The sequence below is a fragment of the Paenibacillus sp. Soil766 genome, from assembly GCF_001428105.1.
Lineage (GTDB): Bacteria > Bacillota > Bacilli > Paenibacillales > NBRC-103111 > Paenibacillus_E.
Genome location: NZ_LMSJ01000004.1, coordinates 157,776 through 176,548 on the forward strand (window position 1 = coordinate 157,776; position 18,773 = coordinate 176,548).

Here is an 18,773-nt window from a genome sequence, read left to right on the forward strand (position 1 = left end):
CCGTGGATCAGATTCGAATTTCACAATTGAGATCCCGCGTTTCCCTGGTTGTGAGTGTGATTGACGCACTCACCGCACAAGCTCCTCTTGGCAACACGACCACAGTTCACCTAGAAGGCACCCGTTCGAAAGCAATTCGTAAATCGAATGGTTCCTATATATTCAACGATTTATCCCCCGGCGAATACCGTCTATCGGTACATAGCGAGTATTATTTTCAAACATGGAAAGACATCTCTGTTAACACACACAATTTTATTGAAGTTGTTCAAATGAGACCGTTACCTTCGTACCCTTTTTCTCAAGGGGCAGGACTAATTCGCTTCATGCTTCAGAACGCAGCTGGCTCACCAATTCGTGATGCTCACTTACAGTCGACCGTGCTAACGGAGGACTGTGCGCGCGCGCGCATAATGGTTGATCAAGCCGACAAAGGTGCTAGTGAAGTGACTTTTGGTTCATTTACAGGAGGCATTGTAGCTGGGGATGTGTACCTGCTGCGAGGGAGAGGATCCCAACCGGCGGAAGAAGTCATCCGAATTTCCGAAGTGCTGGAGCACCAGAAGCGGTTTCGACTCGCGAATCCATTGATGAAGTCGCATATGCGTGGCGCTATGTTGCTACCCATTCAAGAAACCCGTAGTACGGAACGCGGAGAAGTTGTCATTGCTTTTCGAGGCAATCGGATCCCAACGTTTCATACCGACTTGGTTATTACGTATGGGACAGATAGCGAACATAAGATCAAGGATCTCGCAGTAGCAGAAGGAACAACCACTAACCTCGGCACAATACATCTTGCGTAACCCTAATTAGCAGAATGGACACGTCCATCTTCTATACAAAATGACAAGCAGAAAGGAGAGAACTGGTTTCATGTCTTTGGCCATATTTAATGAGTAAGCAGTGCCATCTGACTGAACTGGGGAACAATGGCTGACTATTTATCACCTGGAGTCTATGTGGAAGAGTTTGACAGCGGAGCACAACCGCTTGAGGGTGCAAGCACAAGTACGGCCGGGTTTATAGGGCTTGCGCAAAGAGGGGAAATTGAAGGTGTCCCTCAACTGGTTACGAGCGTAGCTGATTTCCACCGTTTATTCGGGAGCTACTTGTCCGAGAATGAATTCGGCGAATATCGTTTCCTTTCTTATGCCGTAGAGCATTTTTACTTAAACGGAGGTAATCGCTGTTTCGTAATGCGTGTAGCGCCAACTGACGCGAAAGTAGCAACGAACAAAGCGGCTTCGAATAAAGAATCAGCAATTCTTGAGATTGCTTCCAAGAACCCTGGAACATGGGGGAACCAAGTTCGTATCGTTGTTGTGCCAGCTAGCAAAGCTAAGACGCAAATCTATGAAGTGCTAAGCGAATCACAATATCGTGTGAAAAACAACGCTGGCTTTAACGTTGGCGACGTTGTTGCTTATGAATCAGCAGGTGTGAAGCAATACAGCAAGGTTGTAGCTTCCCAAGACAACATTATCTCATTGTCTGATGCGCTTGATGGCGATGTTGTAGATAGCGGATTGCTGCCTGCTAAAGTTCTGACAACAAGTGAATTTACACTTCACGTATTCTACGGTGATGAAGCTGAGACGTATGAGCGGGTATCCCTGAACATTACGGCAGCGAATCACATTGAGAAAATCGTTTCCCGTTCAAACATTATTACGGTGAAGGATTTGACTGAAGGTCAAGATCTTGGCGCAATTGCTCCTTTCGAGGTGCTTTCTGGCGAGAATGAATCCGTTGGCAAATTCCAAATCGCTTTGTCTGGCGGCAGCAACGGTTCCATCGCGAATGTAACACCTGATATTTACATGGGTGTTGACCGTGGACCTGGTAAACGTACAGGGATTCAGTCCTTCATCGATAACGATGTTGTGTCAATCATTGCGATTCCTGGTGTAACTGAGCCTACGGTTCAATTATCCCTAGTAGCGCACTGTGAAAACTTGGGCAGCCGTTTCGCGGTTCTCGATATTCCACGTGAGAAAACCAAGGTAACAGATGTTATGACACACCGCAACATCTTTGACAGTTCTTATGCTGCTATGTACAACCCATGGTTGCAAGTATTCGATCCATTAGATAAACGCAACATTTACATACCGCCATCTGGCTCCGTCATCGGTATTTACTCCCGTTCTGACCAATCCCGTGGTGTTCAAAAAGCGCCTGCGAACGAGGTTGTTCGTGGTGCAGTTGGCCTAGATTGCCAATATAACAAAGGCGAGCAAGATATTCTAAACCCACAAGGCGTTAACTTGATCCGTCATTTTGCTGGACAAGGTATTCGTGTATGGGGTGCTCGTACAACATCGTCGAACGGTTTATGGAAATATGTGAACGTAAGACGTTTGTTCATCTTTATCGAAGAGTCCATCAAGAACGGCACGAACTGGGTTGTCTTCGAACCGAATGACGAACAGCTTTGGGCACGTGTACAGCGGACGATTGATGCGTTCTTGACGCGGGTGTGGAGAGATGGTGCTTTAATGGGCGGAAGTCCTTCTGAAGCTTTCTACATTAATATTGGCCGCAGCACAATGACACAGGATGACATCGATAATGGTCGATTGATCTGCGTAATCGGGGTTGCTCCGGTGAAACCTGCCGAGTTCGTGATCTTCCGCATTACTCAGAAAACAAGAGAAGAATAGTCTAACGTTAGATATTACGCATATTAGGAAAGGGGTATACTATGGCTGGCGAACGTAGGGATCCATACCGCAATTTTAGATTTAGAATTGAAGTAGAAGGTATTCAACAAGCTGGATTCAGCGAAATTTCTGGATTTGATGCTTCCTTATCGGTAATTGAATACAGAGAAGGAAACGAAACCATCACGCCTCGGAAACTTCCGGGTCTTGCTAAATACGGTAACATCTCATTGAAATGGGGAGTTACAGACTCCATGGATATGTACAACTGGATGTCAGAGTCCATTCAAGGCAAAATCTCCCGCAAAACGGTCACGATTATCGCGATCAACGAAGAGGGCGGAGACGTAGCTACTTGGCAAGTAATCGAAGCATGGCCATCTAAGTACTCAGCACCAAGCTTCAAAGGGACTGGGAACGAAGTTGCGATCGAGAGCTTAGAGCTTGCACACGAAGGTATGACACGTACGAAGTAATGTTAGCTAGAGTAGGTGCCGGAGCGAATACCTCCGGTTCCTGACTCTTCTTTTTGTTAAAATAGAAGAATTTATTGTTTTCACCACGAAGGAGGTAATGACACCATGGCTTTCAAAACAGAATATGAATTTGAACTTCCTAGAGGGTATGTGGATGACAATGGTACGCTTCATAAAAAAGGTGTCATGCGCTTAGCGACAGCTGCGGATGAAATTTTACCGATGCGTGACCAACGTGTTCAGCAAAACCCAGGTTATTTAACGATCATTTTGCTTACACGGGTTATTACAAATTTAGGGGACTTGCGTGCCATTGATACGCGTGTCGTTGAGAAGTTCTTCACAGCAGACTTAGCATTCTTGCAAAACTTTTATCGTCAAATTAACGAAATGGAAGCGCCAAGGGTTCATACAAGCTGTCCAAAATGTGAACATGAATTCGATGTGGACGTGTCTTTTTTGGACGAGATGGCGTAACGGGCTACCCCATTGACAAAATATATGAAGAAGTAGGCTTCATTGCTTATTATTTTCATTGGTCACATGATGAAATTATGTCCATGGAACACCGTGAACGCCGTACGTGGTGTGAGGAAATTTCCCGCATCAACCGTAATTTGAACGAAGAAGGTAAAAAACAGCCAGACAATCCGTTTGATGTGTTTCGGTAAGAGGTGAGTAACAAACAATGGCCAAGAATCCACCCAAATTGCATAATGTAGGTGGCAATTTTCGATTTCTAGTGGAACTTGATGGGTTAATCGTCGGGGGGTTCTCCGAGGTGACGGGCATGAAGTCGGAGATCGAAGTCAAGCCGTATTGGGAAGGTGGCTTGAACACCCATCCACACTACATGGTTCAGCATACAAAGTATCCTAACATTGTGCTTAAAAGAGGCATCAGCAACTCTAGCGAGTTGTGGGATTGGTACAATAATGCTGCACAAGGCAAGATTAGTCGTAAGAATGGCTCAATTCTTTTATACAACGTTGAGGGCAAAGAGATGTGCCGTTGGGAATTCACGAGTGCATTTCCTGTGAAATGGAATGGACCAGATCTCAATGCAGGCAGTGCTAATGTGGCGATCGAGTCGATTGAGTTAGTGCATGCAGGGTTGAAGACGATTTTCAAGAAATAAGCACGTATAGGGGGATTGTTCATGAACTCTCGACAATCGCATAAACCCCGTAGGAACAAGAAGAAGGGTTCATTACGTTTTGCTGAAGGTAAACGTACGACAACTGTCGGTCAGACTTCTCGTCAGGCGAAGCAATTTGCCTCTGGCATTATGGGCAAGTATGGATGGGACCGACATAATTATTTAGGCATGTTTGCCCTGATTTTCAAGGGGAAAGGCTTGCTGACAGATAAGGAATTAGCTTCTATTAAGAACCCGAGTGATCGGGCTTGGATTCTGCAATTGCAGCTACAGCTGCAGAGTTTGAAACATCCAGAATCAGCACCTCTCATTACGAAGCAACAAACGATTCAGCAAATTCAGAAGTTAGTGACACAAAGTGGATATCAGTTACCGAAGCAAGTCTTTGTAGATGAAAGTCAGCAGGAAGATAAAAGTGTTTCCTCTGGACAGACGCCAGCAGCAGTTGACGTACCTGTCAAGAAGAAGAGGGGACGTAAAAGCAAGAAGGAGAAGGAATTAGCAAGCCAAATCCTAGCGGAACAAGAAATTCTAAATGCCGCTAAACGTAATCGTACACAGACTAAACAAGATACAATTAACGTCGTTAATAAACGAAACTCACCGATTATGCAGCGTTCGATGAGGCAGCTCGTTGCTTCGATAGGTATGTTAGCTCATTCTACAAGCAGCAAGATGAATCAACCGAGCCCTAAGGTGAATGGCGTTCAACATACAGGACATACAACGAATATAAGCCGGAAAACAGTGAATTTATTATATAAACAAGCTTTGCGTGACAACAAGGATAGCAGTCTAATTCGTCCAAACGAGCAAGATGGACATTCAATAGTTAGGGCGAATCATTCTAACGTCGCTCAGCATGTGGACGCTATTCGAAATACATCTGTTTGGCTCGAGCAGTTCCAAACGGGGAAGTTGAGTTTGGGTCCAAATGACGATGAGGCTGCTGGTGCCCGTTTATCTGGGGAACATATGCTGCGGTCGAATCCTTCTTTTTTCAATGTGGCTAAGCTGATCTTGCAAGAGGTAGCACAAACACCATTGAGTCACCGCGGTTCGACACAGCAAGGTTCGCACAACTTGAGTGATTCTGATGTGCCAAGATCGAGCTCTACAGATTCTCAGACCATTAGATTTAGAAAGTTGTTAAAGCTGGGAGAAGGTCCTTTTTCGGAAGGGTCATCGCCAAGTACAGTTCGCTTTATTCGTAGTTTGCTAAGCAAACATGCTGAAGGGCAAGATGCACAAGCGAGCAAACGGCAGCACGGTGAACGAGAACCAGGGGTAAGTTTGAAACCTTCAGGTCGTAGTGAATCCTCCATTGCGAAGGGGGTTCTTTCCTCCAGCCTACAACCCAGGGCGATTAATGCGGCTAGTCTAACGTCACGTGTACCTAGATCAATGCATGCTTCGGCAAGTTCAACTAGTCCAAATCATACTCGTATGAGAGGAATGGATACGAGTACTTCAAGGATTTGGCGCAAAGTAGCCGAGCAACAGGAAGCCGCTCAGACACAGCAATCTTCACAAGTATTACAAGAGCAAGGGACACTAACAGATGCTGTCCAGAGATTACAACAAGAACGCGATGAAATAAGGCTGCAAGAAGCGGCATCAAGTCAGTCGCCAGTAATCGAACAACTGCGTATTCAACAAGAGCAGCAAGAAGCTCAACTAAGAGTACAACGAGAAGAGTTACAAGTGCAGCAAGCAGCGCAGCTACGGGTACAACGGGAAGAGTTGCAAGAGCGACAGGAAGTTCAACGACGGGTACAACGAGAAGAGTTGCAAAAGCGACAAGAAGAGCAACAACGGACACAACGAGAAGAAATAGTGCAGCAGGAATCCCATCAGCAGTTTACACAAACTCAACCTCACATTTCACGTGAGAATGAACAGGCTATTCATCTAGCGCATGAGCGGGAACGACAAGATTTCCATCAGCGACAAGTTAGAGAGAATCCGCAAGTATGGCCGGAACTTCAAGCAGCGCAAAACAACAATGGACTTGGCTTACAACGTGATCCTCAAGTGAGTTTAGGGCAAGAAGGGCCACGTGTTCAACAACAGCAACAAATAGAGCAGGTAGAGCAAGTAGAGCAAGTAGACCAAGTAGACCAAGTAGACCAAGTAGACCAAGTAGTGCCAGTTCAACAAGCTAAACAAGAGCAACAAAAGCAGGATGTGGACAGTGCAGATTCCGTAATTCTGCAACCCATAGAGGAGCCTGTTAAGCGAAAAAGAGGACGACCACGCAAAAATAGCAGTGACCTACAGACAAGTAATGAAATAAGTAAAGAAATAAGTAAAGAAACAATCGTTGGATCTTTAGAGAGCTCGCCTACTCCAACGGATGTGCAATTCCTAGAGAAGACGACATTCGATGCTGAGACTGTGAGAATGCCAGAGCAGGAAAGAGTAGCATCCAAACAAGTTGAGGTTGTGACTGCTTATCCGAGTCAGGTGTACAGGAAGCCTGCGCGTATGGAAAATAGACGTCCAAAAGCACAGAAAATACAAAGCAACGAGAACTGGTTGCAGCAGCTCGTTACCATACAAAGACAACCCTCTTCTAATAACGATACTTTCATTAGGAGTACAAATAGTGTAAACAAAGATCGTATGCAAGTCATAACAACAAATAGGGCTTCTGCCCCATTACCATTATCACTAAACGTAGTAAAGCATGATCTAGGTGCAGATGTGTTGGCTAGATCAGCAGGTAAGCTTAACGTTCAACGCAAAAGAGAATCTTCAAAGGAACTGCTTAGAAGCAATCGGCTGAACCGTCAGCAGGGGAATCAAAGCGTAGATAGTCAAAGACTACATATCCAACGAGAGCCAGACTTATCAGAAAGTAAATTGCAAAGAGCAATTTCGGAGCAGCCTAAATTGAAGGGGGATGAATTCCTTCGTTCTTCTACTACACAAGGCCTGCAAGAAGTTAAGATTAGACAACAACCAATAAAGCATGAAGACAAGATTCAAAGCAATAGGCTAGTGGAGAGTGAGAATCGTCCTACAGGGAAGTTAACCTCTGAGGCAGCAGCTAAAATTGCAGAAGCAAGCGTTAGATCAGGCGTTCGTTCCATAGGAACGTTGCTTCCAACACCCATACAGCAGAAAAGCATAGAAAACAGAGAAGTTGTTCGTCTATTGCGAACTAGTTTACGCCCATCCGGAGTTAGCATCAACAGGATGGCAGGTCAACAACTTTCTGGTTTACGAGAGGATCAAGCAGGAACAGGTCCTCAGTGGATGACAATCAGACATACCTTAGCCGCTGAAATCGCGGCAAAAGTAGCACAAAGCAGCATGAACCTCGTGAATTCAAGCAGCATTGCAATGGACGGCCAGCAGCTGCTTCAACGAAGCTTTCGCCAACCAGCTAGATTAGTTCAAGAGGGTCGCAGTCTGTTTTCAACAGAAGCGTCGAGGGAGAATGCGCCTCACAGTGCTGTGGGAGCAAGTGAAATACAATCTAGTGTCAGTGAACAAGCTACTGGCAAGCCAACGAATGAAACAACGTTTATCGGTGGAGTTCAATCCGATAGTCGTACTCCCCTTGAAATGGTAAGGCGAGAGGGACGTCCATCCCGTGTTAATCAGGTGAAAGAGCAGCAATCTAGGATTCAGCGAAACATTGACTTAGGACAGTTTGTATCTCAAAAACCAACCCTTAGCTCTCGCACCCAATCATCTTCAACAAGCAGCGAGGGTGATGCTACGATTTCACGCTCAACTGGTGCATGGGTGAGAGGTCAGCTTACGCTTCGGGCCGGACGAATCGAGAATGGCACGGTAACAAGACGTGCCAACGGTTTGGAAGATGCGCAGCCATTGGAAATGACTAGTATTGCGGAGCGAGGTAACGTGCAACCGTTAGCTGAAGCTGATCGGAAGGACGAGAGACAGCACAACAGTACTGTAAGCGTTGACCCAACAAGTGAACCTGTATTAGGGGAAGCAGGGGCACAGACTTCGACGGTTCGAGAGAATCGAAACCCAACTAGCAGAATGGATGCACATATCGAACAACAGAATTCCGATGCTGCTACACAGATCCAATTGAGTCGATTTAATGGAGAGGTGGACACGCAGCCCAGTCAGTCGGCAAGAGAGGTTGTGCGTGGGGAGCTTGTTCAACGGACATCTTTTGGTGAGAAGAGCAGGCAATTGAAACTGAACAACGGCATTGAACATCCCTTGCAAGCTAGGAGTATAAGTAGTTCAGTTCTAGGAAAGCTCGTTCAACGCTCACTAGGGATTACGAATGGCATTCAGGTGAGAAGAGCTAATCAGTTAGACAACGTCCAATCACGTAGTGCAACGGGTGAAATAGTACGTAGCAATCTCGTGCAAAGGTCATCTGAGAACGAAATCAGGCAGAATGCGAGACAATTTACTTTACGTGAGACTGAAGGACAGATGGATAGAACTGTTGATCCAGAGCCATTAAGATCCGTGCAACGCGCTTCTGGAAGAACAACAAGTTCAACACCGATTAAGCGTTCTGATAGTTTAACAAACCGCCAGACTCTTGGTCAGAATACGATGGAAAGTTCGAATCGAATACAAGGTACAGGAAGTATTGGTACTGGTAATCTGATTCAACGGGCGAGTGAGACGAGAATTAGGCAATTAATCAATAAAGCATCTGCTCAAGATATCAGGCAAGGATTATTGCAACGTGCTGATAGCGAAGCAGCGCCAAAGCGTGGAGCAGTGAATTGGAGCGGGGCGCAAGCCGAACATCTTCAGAGACGCATAGTCGTCGATGGCAGTGAGCGCGCGCCTATGCGAGAAACACGTGGTTCCGAGAACCACTTGGAAGCGGAACGCTTCCAAGTGGATTCGGCGGAGCAAACCATTAGGGCTATGGTGAGCGCGCAAGTGGAAGAACAGCGCGCACAAGGGCGAGAGCCTGCGGCCGCTTCGCGGGCCGCAGAGACGGTTTCGACCGCGCGCGCCGCACGCGCGCCGAGAGCTCGCCAGCGCCCGAGCATGACACCGCGTGTCATGCCGCTGCTGGCGAGCAGCGCAGGAGCGCTTCGCGCTGCTCCTGCGGGGATGGCTGCGGCTTCGCCTGCCGCAGCGGAACACCGACTGCCCGCCCGCGGGACGGGCAGTCGGATACAGGCGGCTGCCTCTGGCGGAGCCGCCGCAGCCGCAGCTGGCGCGCTAAGCAGCGCCAGTATCACGAACAGCAGCAGCCAAGGCTGGGCTGCTGCAGCTTTAACCAAGTCGTTGCACACGCAAGTGCAGCGGCTTGCCAGACCCGCCGGCGGCATGCAAGGCAACGCCGACGTCAACCAAGGCACGCCAGCAATGAGCGTGCCAATGCAGTCGCGCTCGCAGCAGCCGTCCATCGGCGCGAGCCACCAAGGCGCGTCACCTATGAACGTGCTCCTGCAATCAGCAAGTCAAGAGCATCATGCTTCACCACTCAGCATGTTGGAGCATAAACAAGCACCAATGAGCCAACTGGCGAACGCTCCACTCGACATGGACTGGCTGCGCACCAAAACGAGCGCAGACTCAGAACCAACACCAGCAGCGCCAGTCGATCAGACGCCGCCGGAGCTAAGCGAAGAGCAGCTGCAAGAGCTAATTAAACAGCTGCCACAGCTGGATATCTCCAAAATCGCGGACAAAGTGTACCGTGAAATCGAGAAAAAAATGAAATTCGAACGGCAACGACGAGGTATGTAGGCTTGTATTTTAAATATAAGAATGTATGTGTATCACATCGTAATTCGACTATATTCCTCCATAAATGTAATACGGCAGAAAGGACGGATTCCAATGGCACTTAAGAAAGCAATGATCATTGTACACAAAGGCAGTAAAACAGAAAATGTACAAGTCATGTTTAACCCAGGTGAGTATACGATTGACACGAACAATAACTACGACTGGAAAACAGTGCCGGGTCTGTCCATGCCAATTGCTCAGTTCGTGAGCGGGGGTACGACGACACTCACTATGGATTTCTTTTTCGATACTTACGAGAAAGGGACGGACGTTCGTCAGTTGACGACGAAGATTTCAGGTCTCCTCGATGTGGAGAAGGAGATCCATGCACCGCCGTTATGCAGATTCGTGTGGGGCTCATTGGATTTCAAGGGAGTCGTCGTCGGTGTAAATCAGCATTTTACAATGTTCTTGGATACAGGTGTTCCTGTTCGGGCTAAGCTGAAGGTGACATTTAAATCTACCCTAAGCAAGAAAGATCAACTGAAGCAAATTCCGCGCCATTCGGCAGATAGAACGAAATTGAAGATGCTTAATCAAGGGGATCAACTGTGGACGATAGCTGCCAATGAGTATGAGGATCCTACGATGTGGCGAGAAATCGCCAAAGCGAATGGGATCGATAATCCAATGAAAGTAGCCACGGGACGCCGCATTTCAGTTCCGAGGTTGGATTAAGCCGATGCCCTTAGATCTGGATACGAGCTCTTTTACCTTTGACGACCTAGCCAAAAAATATAGTGATTTTTACGCACCTTACTATGATATTAAAGTGGATGGCACGAAGCTGTCGGATGATATCGCACTGGATAATCTACGCGTGGACACAACGATTGATGGCACGGCAGACTCTTTTTCTTTCAGAATAGCGAATGCGTACGATATTACGAAAAATGAATTCCAATGGTTATCTACCTTCACATTAGGTAAAGCCATTGATATTGGTCTAGGTTATTTAGACAAATTTACCCCTGTTTTTACAGGTCAAATCACGTCCGTCGTTGTAGATTTCCCAGAAGGCGGAGCCCCTGGTCTCGTGGTACGTGGGATGGATATTTCTTATCTCATGATGAAAGGGACGAAATCTCGCTCTTGGAATAAGAAGAAATACAGTGAGGTCGTTGAAGAAATCGCCAAAACATATGGCTTCAAAACAAATGTGGATGCCACAACAACGGTATTTCCGGCACTTTCACAGAGTCAGATTAATGACTATCACTTCATTCAAAATTTAGCAAATTTAGTTAACTATGATTTCTTCGTTGTGGGGAAAAATTTGTATTTCCGTAAGCCATTAACGGCGATGACAGCTGTGATGACGCTGGAAATGGGCAAAACACTCCGCAGTTTAATGATAGATCACAATTTAGCCGAGCAAATTACGGGCGTAACCGTACGAGCTTGGGATAATAAAGAGTTAAAAGTTATTGAAGGCAAGTCTGCCAGCGTGACGAAGCTCGGTTCCAACAGCAAAACGGGCAAGGATATTTTGGGCTCAAAAGGTGATTTCATCGAGCATATGTATACGAATGTAACCTCGGTGGAGGAAGCAAAAAGCTACGCAGATGCGATATTAAATCGCCGAGCCATGAAGCTGGTTAGCGGCAGCGGGGAATGTATTGGAATTCCAGAGATTCGAGCCGGGCGCTATATCAAGCTGACTGGTGTTGGCAAGTCGTTCGACCAACCGTATTATATTACGGGAGCAACCCACATTTTCGACGATGAAGGTTATACAACTCGGTTCCAACTGGGAGGGAATGCGGTCTAATGTTCAAAACTCCCGATATAACTATTGGCGGCATATCCGATTTTGCCAGTCAGAAGATTGGCGGCGTCATGGTAGCTGTGGTTACGAATAACACCGATCCTGATAAAATGGGACGTGTGAAGCTCAAGCTGCCGATGCAAGAAACCGAAACGGAGACGGACTGGGTTCGTATTGCGACGTTAATGGGCGGTAAAGAAATGGGCAGTCTTTTTATCCCGGAGGTTGGGGATGAGGTGCTGGTTGCCTTTCATTTAGGCGAGCTGCGGATGCCCTTCGTGATTGGTATGCTGTGGAATCCGAAAAATATGCCGCCAACACCCGCAGAGAAGAATGATTTGCGTATGATTAAGACCAAATCAGGTCACGAACTATCGTTCAATGATAAGAGCGGTGACGAGAGTATCACAGTGAAGACGAAAAAAGGCCAGATTATTGAACTAAAGGACAAGGATCAAAGTATTTCGATTGCTGACTCCAGTGGGAACAATAAGATCTTGATTAAAGGCGGATCGGCGAATGAAATTTCGGTCGTCAGCCAAACCTCGAAGATCACTTTGAACGCCAAAGGCGAGGTCGGCATTGAAAGTACGAAGGAAATCAAAATAAAATCTACACAAATTAACATAGAAGCATCCGCTACCATGGCGTTGAAGGCAGGGGCAACCTTGGATCTGAAGTCAGATGGGATTATCAACATCAAAGGTAGTATGGTGAAAATTAACTAGCGTCAAAATCAATTAGCGAGAGGGCGTGGCGAGATGTCGGAAGCATTTTTGGGACGAGGATGGAAATTCCCGATTCAGGTTGATCCTGCAACTGGAAGAATCCGAATGTCCGAGTATGAGGAAGACATCGCTGAAGCGATTCGCGTCATTCTGGGCACCACACAAGGTGAACGCGTCATGCGTCCTTCTTTTGGATGCGGCGTTCAGGAATTTATTTTCGGTTTAACCGACGATACGACTCTTCATTTGCTCCAGACGAATATTGAAGAAGCCATACGCAACTGGGAGCCGAGGGTCCACGAGGTTGAAGTGAAAGCAATTCCAGAAGCGGATGACCCCGCTAAAGTCATGATACACATTGCCTATCAGGTACGGACAACGAATAACTTGTTTAACCAAGTCTATCCGTTTTATTTATTTGAAGGTTCGAAATAGAAAGAGGATGCGGAAGCGATGACGATACGTGTAGAGAGGAGGTGGAGCTGTGCAACCTCCCAAAATTGATCCCAGAGACATACCTGATCTGATAGACCAAATGAAGGAAATGGCACCATATTATACGCCAGAGTGGCGATTTACGCCTGAGAACCCAGATCCAGGTTCAGCGTTATTCCTGATGTTCGCGGATATGTTTCACGACAATATTAAACGATTGAATCGGGTGCCAACGAAGAACCTAATCTCGTTTCTGAATATGTTCGATGTCACGCTGCTTCCAGCAAGACCGGCTAGCAGTTACCTGACATTTGCATTAAATGAAGGCACGAAAGAATCTGTGTTTATCTCAGCTGGTACGCAAATTGCCGCTGCATTAGAGGCCGATACGATTCTATATGAAACAGCACGCAGCGCGTTGCTGACGCCGGCTGTGCTCTCGAGCATTTACGTGACGAGTCGTAAACAGGATATTATTGTCCGGATCGCAGATGAATTTCTAATCGCTAGTCGTCAAGGTCATGCGTTGCCGAAGAAGCTGTTCCGATTGCAAGATGAGGGCAATTTACAGGAACATGCCTTGTATTTGGAGCACAGCTCCCTTTTCACGGTAACCAACCCGGCACAGATTGAGATCGAATTCCGTAACTCGACGAAACGCTTTGAGGAGTTCGGGATGTCCAGCCAACTGGCAGATCCCGAGCTGACGGAATGGCTGTATGCAACAGCTGATGGCTGGCGAGCATTTGATGCCGTGGAGGCGAAGGGTAATCGGGTTATTTTGCTCAAAAGTGTCCATGAAGAGCTTGCTCCCAAAGAAGTGAATGGTCAGAGTGGTCGCTGGATTCAATGTCGATTAAAGCCACACCAATATGGTCGTACGACACTCGCTGATAGCAGGCTTTCTATGGATCATATTTCTTTCAAAACAGACTATGTAGATACACTTGAAACGGGCGGTATTCAGCCTGATCAGATGTTTTACAATGATATTGATGCGGATCCTTCGGGGTTCTATCCATTTGGTGATCAATTCGCATTGTATGGCTCCTTTTATATTGGTAGTCAGGAAGTATTTACGAAAACCAATGGTGATATTAAGCTGAGCTTCGGGCTGCAGGCGATTGAGAATCGTTTTGGGGCGGAAAACGCGGATCCCATTGACTGGAAAATGGTCATGAAGAAGAATAAGTTCGATAAAGCACCTGTCGTGCATGTGACGGTTCTTCAAGTGGCTTGGGAATATTGGAATGGTACAACATGGGTGCGGCTGGATGTCGGCAAAGATGCGGAGAAGCTCTTCTACTACCCCTTGCAACAGAAGGTTCGCAAAGAGATTGAGTTCCGCTGTCCGCCTGATCTCCAGGCTACTTATGTGAACGGGAACGAGAATCGCTGGATCCGAGCACGGATTTTACATATCGAAAATGCGTACATCGCGCAGGCTTTATATTTATCACCTTGGATAGACGAAGTAGCGCTGACGTATCAGTATGAGGATCGCCTTTATCAAGCGGGACGCTGTTTGTCCTTCAACAACACGGTTTACGAGGAACGGACCAAGCATAGCCGTCAATTGGCAGGCGGATTTGAACCCTTCCAGCCATTGGAAGGCAGCCATCCGGCGTTATGTTTTTCTTTTGATACACCGCCTGTGCGAGGTCCGATTTCGATATTCGTTTCTATTAAACAGCAACGATTCTCGGAGCATGACATTCCTATGTTGGAGTGGGAGTATTTGCGAGCAGGCTTGCTCCCAGGTACCCCACCAGAGTGGGTGGTACTCAAGGTTATCGATGAAACGAATGGCTTGACGCAAAGCGGCACGGTACAGTTCGTGGGTCCATCTGATTTTGCAGCTGCCTCACTATTCGGTCAAGATGGTTACTGGATTCGGGCTACAAATCGGGATGATATCTATGATGATGTGACGGGGAATGTACAGATTCCGACGATTCAGGGCGTGTATATGAATACGGTTCATGTCCTCCAGCAGGAGACTATTACAGGTGAGGTTCCAGAGGTCAAGGGACTGGAAGAAACGGAATATCAGTTAGCCAGACAAGGAATCGTATCAGAAGAAGTATGGGTAGATGAGACTGAATTCATCACAGAAGAGGATATCTCGGAATACGAGTTATCTGGAACGCCACTCATGGACATTCGACGTGATTCAGAGGGCAACATTCTGCAGGTATGGGTTCGTTGGACGGCTGTTCGTGATTTGACGTTATCGGGTAACCGAGATCGACATTATGTGATTGATCACACCTTCGGACGGATACGGGTAGGGGATGGCGTTCATGGGATGCACCCGCCGAAGGGCGGACTAGAGCAAATGAAGGTTACCTACCAAGTTACAATGGGTCAAATCGGCAATGTGGCTGCTCGTCAGATCAATCAAATGCAGGATTCGATTGCTTTTGTGGGTGAGGTGTATAATCCTGAGCCCGCATCGGGCGGTTGTCAGGCCGAGAAGCTGGAGTCTGCGCTAGTGCGGGGGCCGGAGCTGTTGAAGCATCGTAACCGCGCCGTTTCGTCCAAAGACTATGAGTGGCTGGCTAGAGAAGCCTACCCGAACATTGCGAAGGTGACGTGTATTCCGAATCGGAATGCGTATATGCAGAAAGAAATCGGAGCGATGACGCTTGTTATTTTGCCAAAAGAGGGCCAACAAGGCAGTTCAACGTTTCCTGAGCTGAAAAAACAGGTAGAACGATTCATTCTGGGGCGTGCTTCAAGTCTGGTTGCTTTCCCAGAACGCTTACAGGTCATTGAGCCGGTATATATGGAAATATCGGTTTCTGCTATTGTCGCTGTTGAAGGAATGGATACGGTCGTTCTCACGGAAATACAGGCGATTGAGAAATTAAATCGATTCCTTGACCCGTTGACTGGACATTTTGATAATAAAGGTTGGGCGATCGGTGCGCAGATTCATCCTTCCGTCTTTTATGCGCTGTTGAAATCGATTCGGGCGATCTCCCATGTCGAAAAGTTGTATATGACTGTCTACAAAATTGAAGACGGTGAGCGTGTGGAGTTAGATGTTAATCGTCTGCCTACGCTGCCGCATAGCATTATTGTGAGTGGAAAGCACAAGGTGGTTGTGAACGTACTTTAGGAGAAAAGAGTATGCTTACGGAGTCAGTTTTCTAACGAAACTTTTAGGAGGTGAGCACAAGTGCTGCCAATTCCCAATTTAGATGACCGGATGTTTGAACAAATGGTGATGGAGGCGCGGAAGTCGATTCCGAAGCTATTTCCAGAATGGACAGACGAGAATGAGCATGATCCTGGGATCACGCTGCTGGAGCTGATGTCATGGATGACTGAGATGCAGCAGTATTACTTAAATCGGGTGACGGAGCGCAGTGAACGTAAGTTTCTAAAACTGTTGGGGATTCGTCCTCGCGATGCTGTGTCTGCGGTTTGCGATGTGACGTTTACTGGCGCTACGCAGCAGCTTGTGCTCCCTAAAGGGACACCGTTGTCCGCGATGGATCTGCGTTTTGAGACGCAGGGAACGGTACAGTTAGTACCAGCTGCATTGGAGAAGGTACTCGTTCGTACGGAAACGGCAGCTGCCGATTATACGTCGAACAATCAGGCCCAAATTGCTTACTATGCTTTTGGCGCTGATGCCCGCAAAGGTGCTCATCTATATCTCGGATTCGATCAGGCATTGCCAATGGAAACGGAGATTTCGATCTATTTTAATCTGTTTGACCGCTACCCTGTGACCGTAAGTCACCAAGCTGAGAAGATGGCGCCGATGATTTCATCAGCCAAAGTAGCTTGGTCCTTCGCAGGTGCAGGCGGAGATGGACAGTCGGAGAGCTGGCTGCCGATTGAGCCAAAGAGTGATACGACGGTTCATCTATCGCAAAGCGGTGAGTTTAAGTTCTTCATTACTTCAGAGATGAAGCCGCTGTCCTTGTATCCGGCTGATGACTGTGGCCGCTATTGGCTCTGTTGTACATTGGCGGAGGATGGCTATGAGCTGGCTCCCAAAATTGAGAAGATTACGCTCAATGCCGTTAAAGCAGTTGAGCAGGAAACCTTCAGCGAGGTGACGGCTTTCAATTCTTCAGGAGAGCCAGGTCAGAGCTTCGAGCTTAGCTCGCATCTTGCTTATAACGGCCTGCACACGATTCAGGTGCTGGACGAGCAGGGCCGTTGGCGCGACTGGCACACGGTCGCTGACTTAAGTGCTTGCGGGCCAACTGATCTCTGCTGCGAGCTACAGCAGGATTCGGCCCGTCGGACGACCCGTCTTCGCTTCGGCAACGGGGTGCACGGCAGTCTCCCGCCGCAGGGTGCGAAGCGGGTGCGGCTTGTTGCATACACGGCTGAGTTTGACTACAGCCGGTATGTGGGAGGCAGTAAAGGTCTGCCTGGGCAGACCTTTGAGATCAGTCGCGGACGCGTATACAAGCCTAGCAGCATGCTGCTGCAGGTTGGTTACCGTCCGCGGGGCGAGGATGGCTTCGTCTGGGACGATTGGACGGCCGTGGATGACTTCGATAACTCGAAGTCGACGGACCGGCACTACGTCTACGACGCCACTGCAGGCACGATCCGCTTCGGGAATAACGAAGCGGGGTTAGTGCCGCGCAAGTCCGGGGAACCGAATATTCGGTTCCTGTCCTTGCAGGCAGGGGGCGGTGCACGAGGCAACGTGAAGGACGGCCTCGTGACGGGCGTTGGCTCCACAGCTACGCCAGGCGTGAGCGTGACGAATCCGTTCCCGGCGCGCGGCGGCCTGGAGGCGGAGACGCTCGCGCAAGCGAAGCTGCGCGTGCAGCGAGAGCTGGCTGCGCCAACGCGCGCGGTGACCGCCGAGGACTACGAGGCGCTCGCGAAGGCGGCGCCGGGTCTCCGCGTCGCGCGGGTGAAGGCAATCCCCCTGTATAAGCCGGGGATGCGGGATTTCCCACGGGTATCGGCGCCGGCGCAGATGACCGTGGTGGTTGTGCCTTACAGCGAAAGCGATAAGCCGAAAGCTGGCAAGGGCTTCTTGCAGACGATCAAGCTGCATCTGGATCGGCATCGGCTTCTGACAACGGAGCTGCATGTCATTCCAGCGGAGTATATTAAGATTACCGTCCACGCTGTCGTGGTGATGGAGCCGAAGTATAAGAATGAGCAACGGCGCATCGCGCTTGAGCTCAGAAATCTCCTTCAGCCCATGGATCACGGGCAGGGTGCAGAGGGCTGGCGTTTTGGGCGCACCGTGTACAAGGGTGATATTTACGGCATCATTTCCCGAATCAAAGGTGTCGTCTATGTGCAGGACATCTGGCTCGATGCCGAAGGGACGGGCTTTCATAAGGATGGCGCAGGGGATATTCATATCCCGCCTTATGCGCTAGTTTACTCCGGCAATCATGAGATCGAGACGATCAGTCAGACCGATTTGTAGTTGTAGAAGTAACCCAACGCGCGCGCGAATTTTAGGTGCCAGATGCAGCCTAGGCATGACGTCGGTCATACTCACGTGAAGTAAAAGTAAAAGTAAAAGTAAAAGTAAAAGTAAAAGTAGAATTAGAAGTAGAGAGTGCTTCGACTACTAACTGTCAAGTTGATGGATGAAAAGTAGAAGTATAGTCAGTTGAGCAGCTAGTTTTCAAATAACTGTAAAATATACAGCTAATTTTCCCGTATGACCTGAGATTTTGCGATTAGATGGAAAATGTACAGTTAATTTGAGCATAATTGGTCGTTTAGTGGTTTGGGGCGGCGGAGAATAGGTTAGGCGGTTGACTTGAACTTGAACTTGAA

13 protein-coding genes are annotated in these 18,773 nt (G+C 47.9%); all 13 read left to right on the plus strand.

What is annotated here, in order from left to right:
• Nucleotides 1-2: 2 nt before the first annotated feature.
• On the plus strand, nucleotides 3-806 hold the full coding sequence (locus ASG89_RS04605; protein ID WP_057309145.1) for a hypothetical protein: 804 nt from the start codon (nucleotides 3-5) through the stop codon (nucleotides 804-806).
• 126 nt (nucleotides 807-932) lie between these two features.
• Nucleotides 933-2,666, plus strand: coding sequence for a phage tail sheath family protein (locus tag ASG89_RS04610; protein WP_057309146.1), 1,734 nt, complete (start codon nucleotides 933-935; stop codon nucleotides 2,664-2,666).
• A gap of 41 nt (nucleotides 2,667-2,707) precedes the next feature.
• Nucleotides 2,708-3,142, plus strand: a complete 435-nt coding sequence (locus ASG89_RS04615; RefSeq protein ID WP_056612231.1) for a phage tail protein — start codon at nucleotides 2,708-2,710, stop codon at nucleotides 3,140-3,142.
• A gap of 105 nt (nucleotides 3,143-3,247) precedes the next feature.
• Nucleotides 3,248-3,619: a hypothetical protein gene (locus ASG89_RS04620; RefSeq protein ID WP_057309148.1), complete on the plus strand. Its 372-nt coding sequence runs from the start codon at nucleotides 3,248-3,250 to the stop codon at nucleotides 3,617-3,619.
• 20 nt (nucleotides 3,620-3,639) lie between these two features.
• Complete coding sequence (locus tag ASG89_RS38420) at nucleotides 3,640-3,813, plus strand: DUF6760 family protein (protein WP_312886413.1); 174 nt, start codon at nucleotides 3,640-3,642, stop codon at nucleotides 3,811-3,813.
• A gap of 17 nt (nucleotides 3,814-3,830) precedes the next feature.
• Nucleotides 3,831-4,280: a phage tail protein gene (locus ASG89_RS04625; protein WP_057309150.1), complete on the plus strand. Its 450-nt coding sequence runs from the start codon at nucleotides 3,831-3,833 to the stop codon at nucleotides 4,278-4,280.
• Nucleotides 4,281-4,301: 21 nt separating this feature from the next.
• Nucleotides 4,302-10,016, plus strand: coding sequence for a hypothetical protein (locus ASG89_RS04630; RefSeq protein ID WP_057309152.1), 5,715 nt, complete (start codon nucleotides 4,302-4,304; stop codon nucleotides 10,014-10,016).
• Nucleotides 10,017-10,109: 93 nt separating this feature from the next.
• Nucleotides 10,110-10,736, plus strand: a complete 627-nt coding sequence (locus ASG89_RS04635; RefSeq protein WP_057309154.1) for a CIS tube protein — start codon at nucleotides 10,110-10,112, stop codon at nucleotides 10,734-10,736.
• Between the two features lie 4 nt (nucleotides 10,737-10,740).
• Complete coding sequence (locus ASG89_RS04640; RefSeq protein ID WP_057309156.1) at nucleotides 10,741-11,829, plus strand: phage late control D family protein; 1,089 nt, start codon at nucleotides 10,741-10,743, stop codon at nucleotides 11,827-11,829.
• Nucleotides 11,829-12,554: a phage baseplate assembly protein V gene (locus tag ASG89_RS04645; protein WP_057309158.1), complete on the plus strand. Its 726-nt coding sequence runs from the start codon at nucleotides 11,829-11,831 to the stop codon at nucleotides 12,552-12,554. The genes ASG89_RS04640 and ASG89_RS04645 overlap by 1 nt, the downstream gene beginning before the upstream one ends.
• Before the next feature lie 33 nt (nucleotides 12,555-12,587).
• Nucleotides 12,588-12,989 carry a GPW/gp25 family protein gene (locus ASG89_RS04650; protein ID WP_057309160.1) on the plus strand — a complete coding sequence of 134 codons (402 nt, stop codon included), beginning with the start codon at nucleotides 12,588-12,590 and terminating at the stop codon, nucleotides 12,987-12,989.
• A gap of 49 nt (nucleotides 12,990-13,038) precedes the next feature.
• Nucleotides 13,039-16,113 carry a baseplate J/gp47 family protein gene (locus ASG89_RS04655; protein WP_057309162.1) on the plus strand — a complete coding sequence of 1,025 codons (3,075 nt, stop codon included), beginning with the start codon at nucleotides 13,039-13,041 and terminating at the stop codon, nucleotides 16,111-16,113.
• A 60-nt stretch (nucleotides 16,114-16,173) separates the two neighbouring features.
• Complete coding sequence (locus ASG89_RS04660; RefSeq protein ID WP_057309164.1) at nucleotides 16,174-18,414, plus strand: putative baseplate assembly protein; 2,241 nt, start codon at nucleotides 16,174-16,176, stop codon at nucleotides 18,412-18,414.
• Nucleotides 18,415-18,773 lie beyond the last annotated feature (359 nt).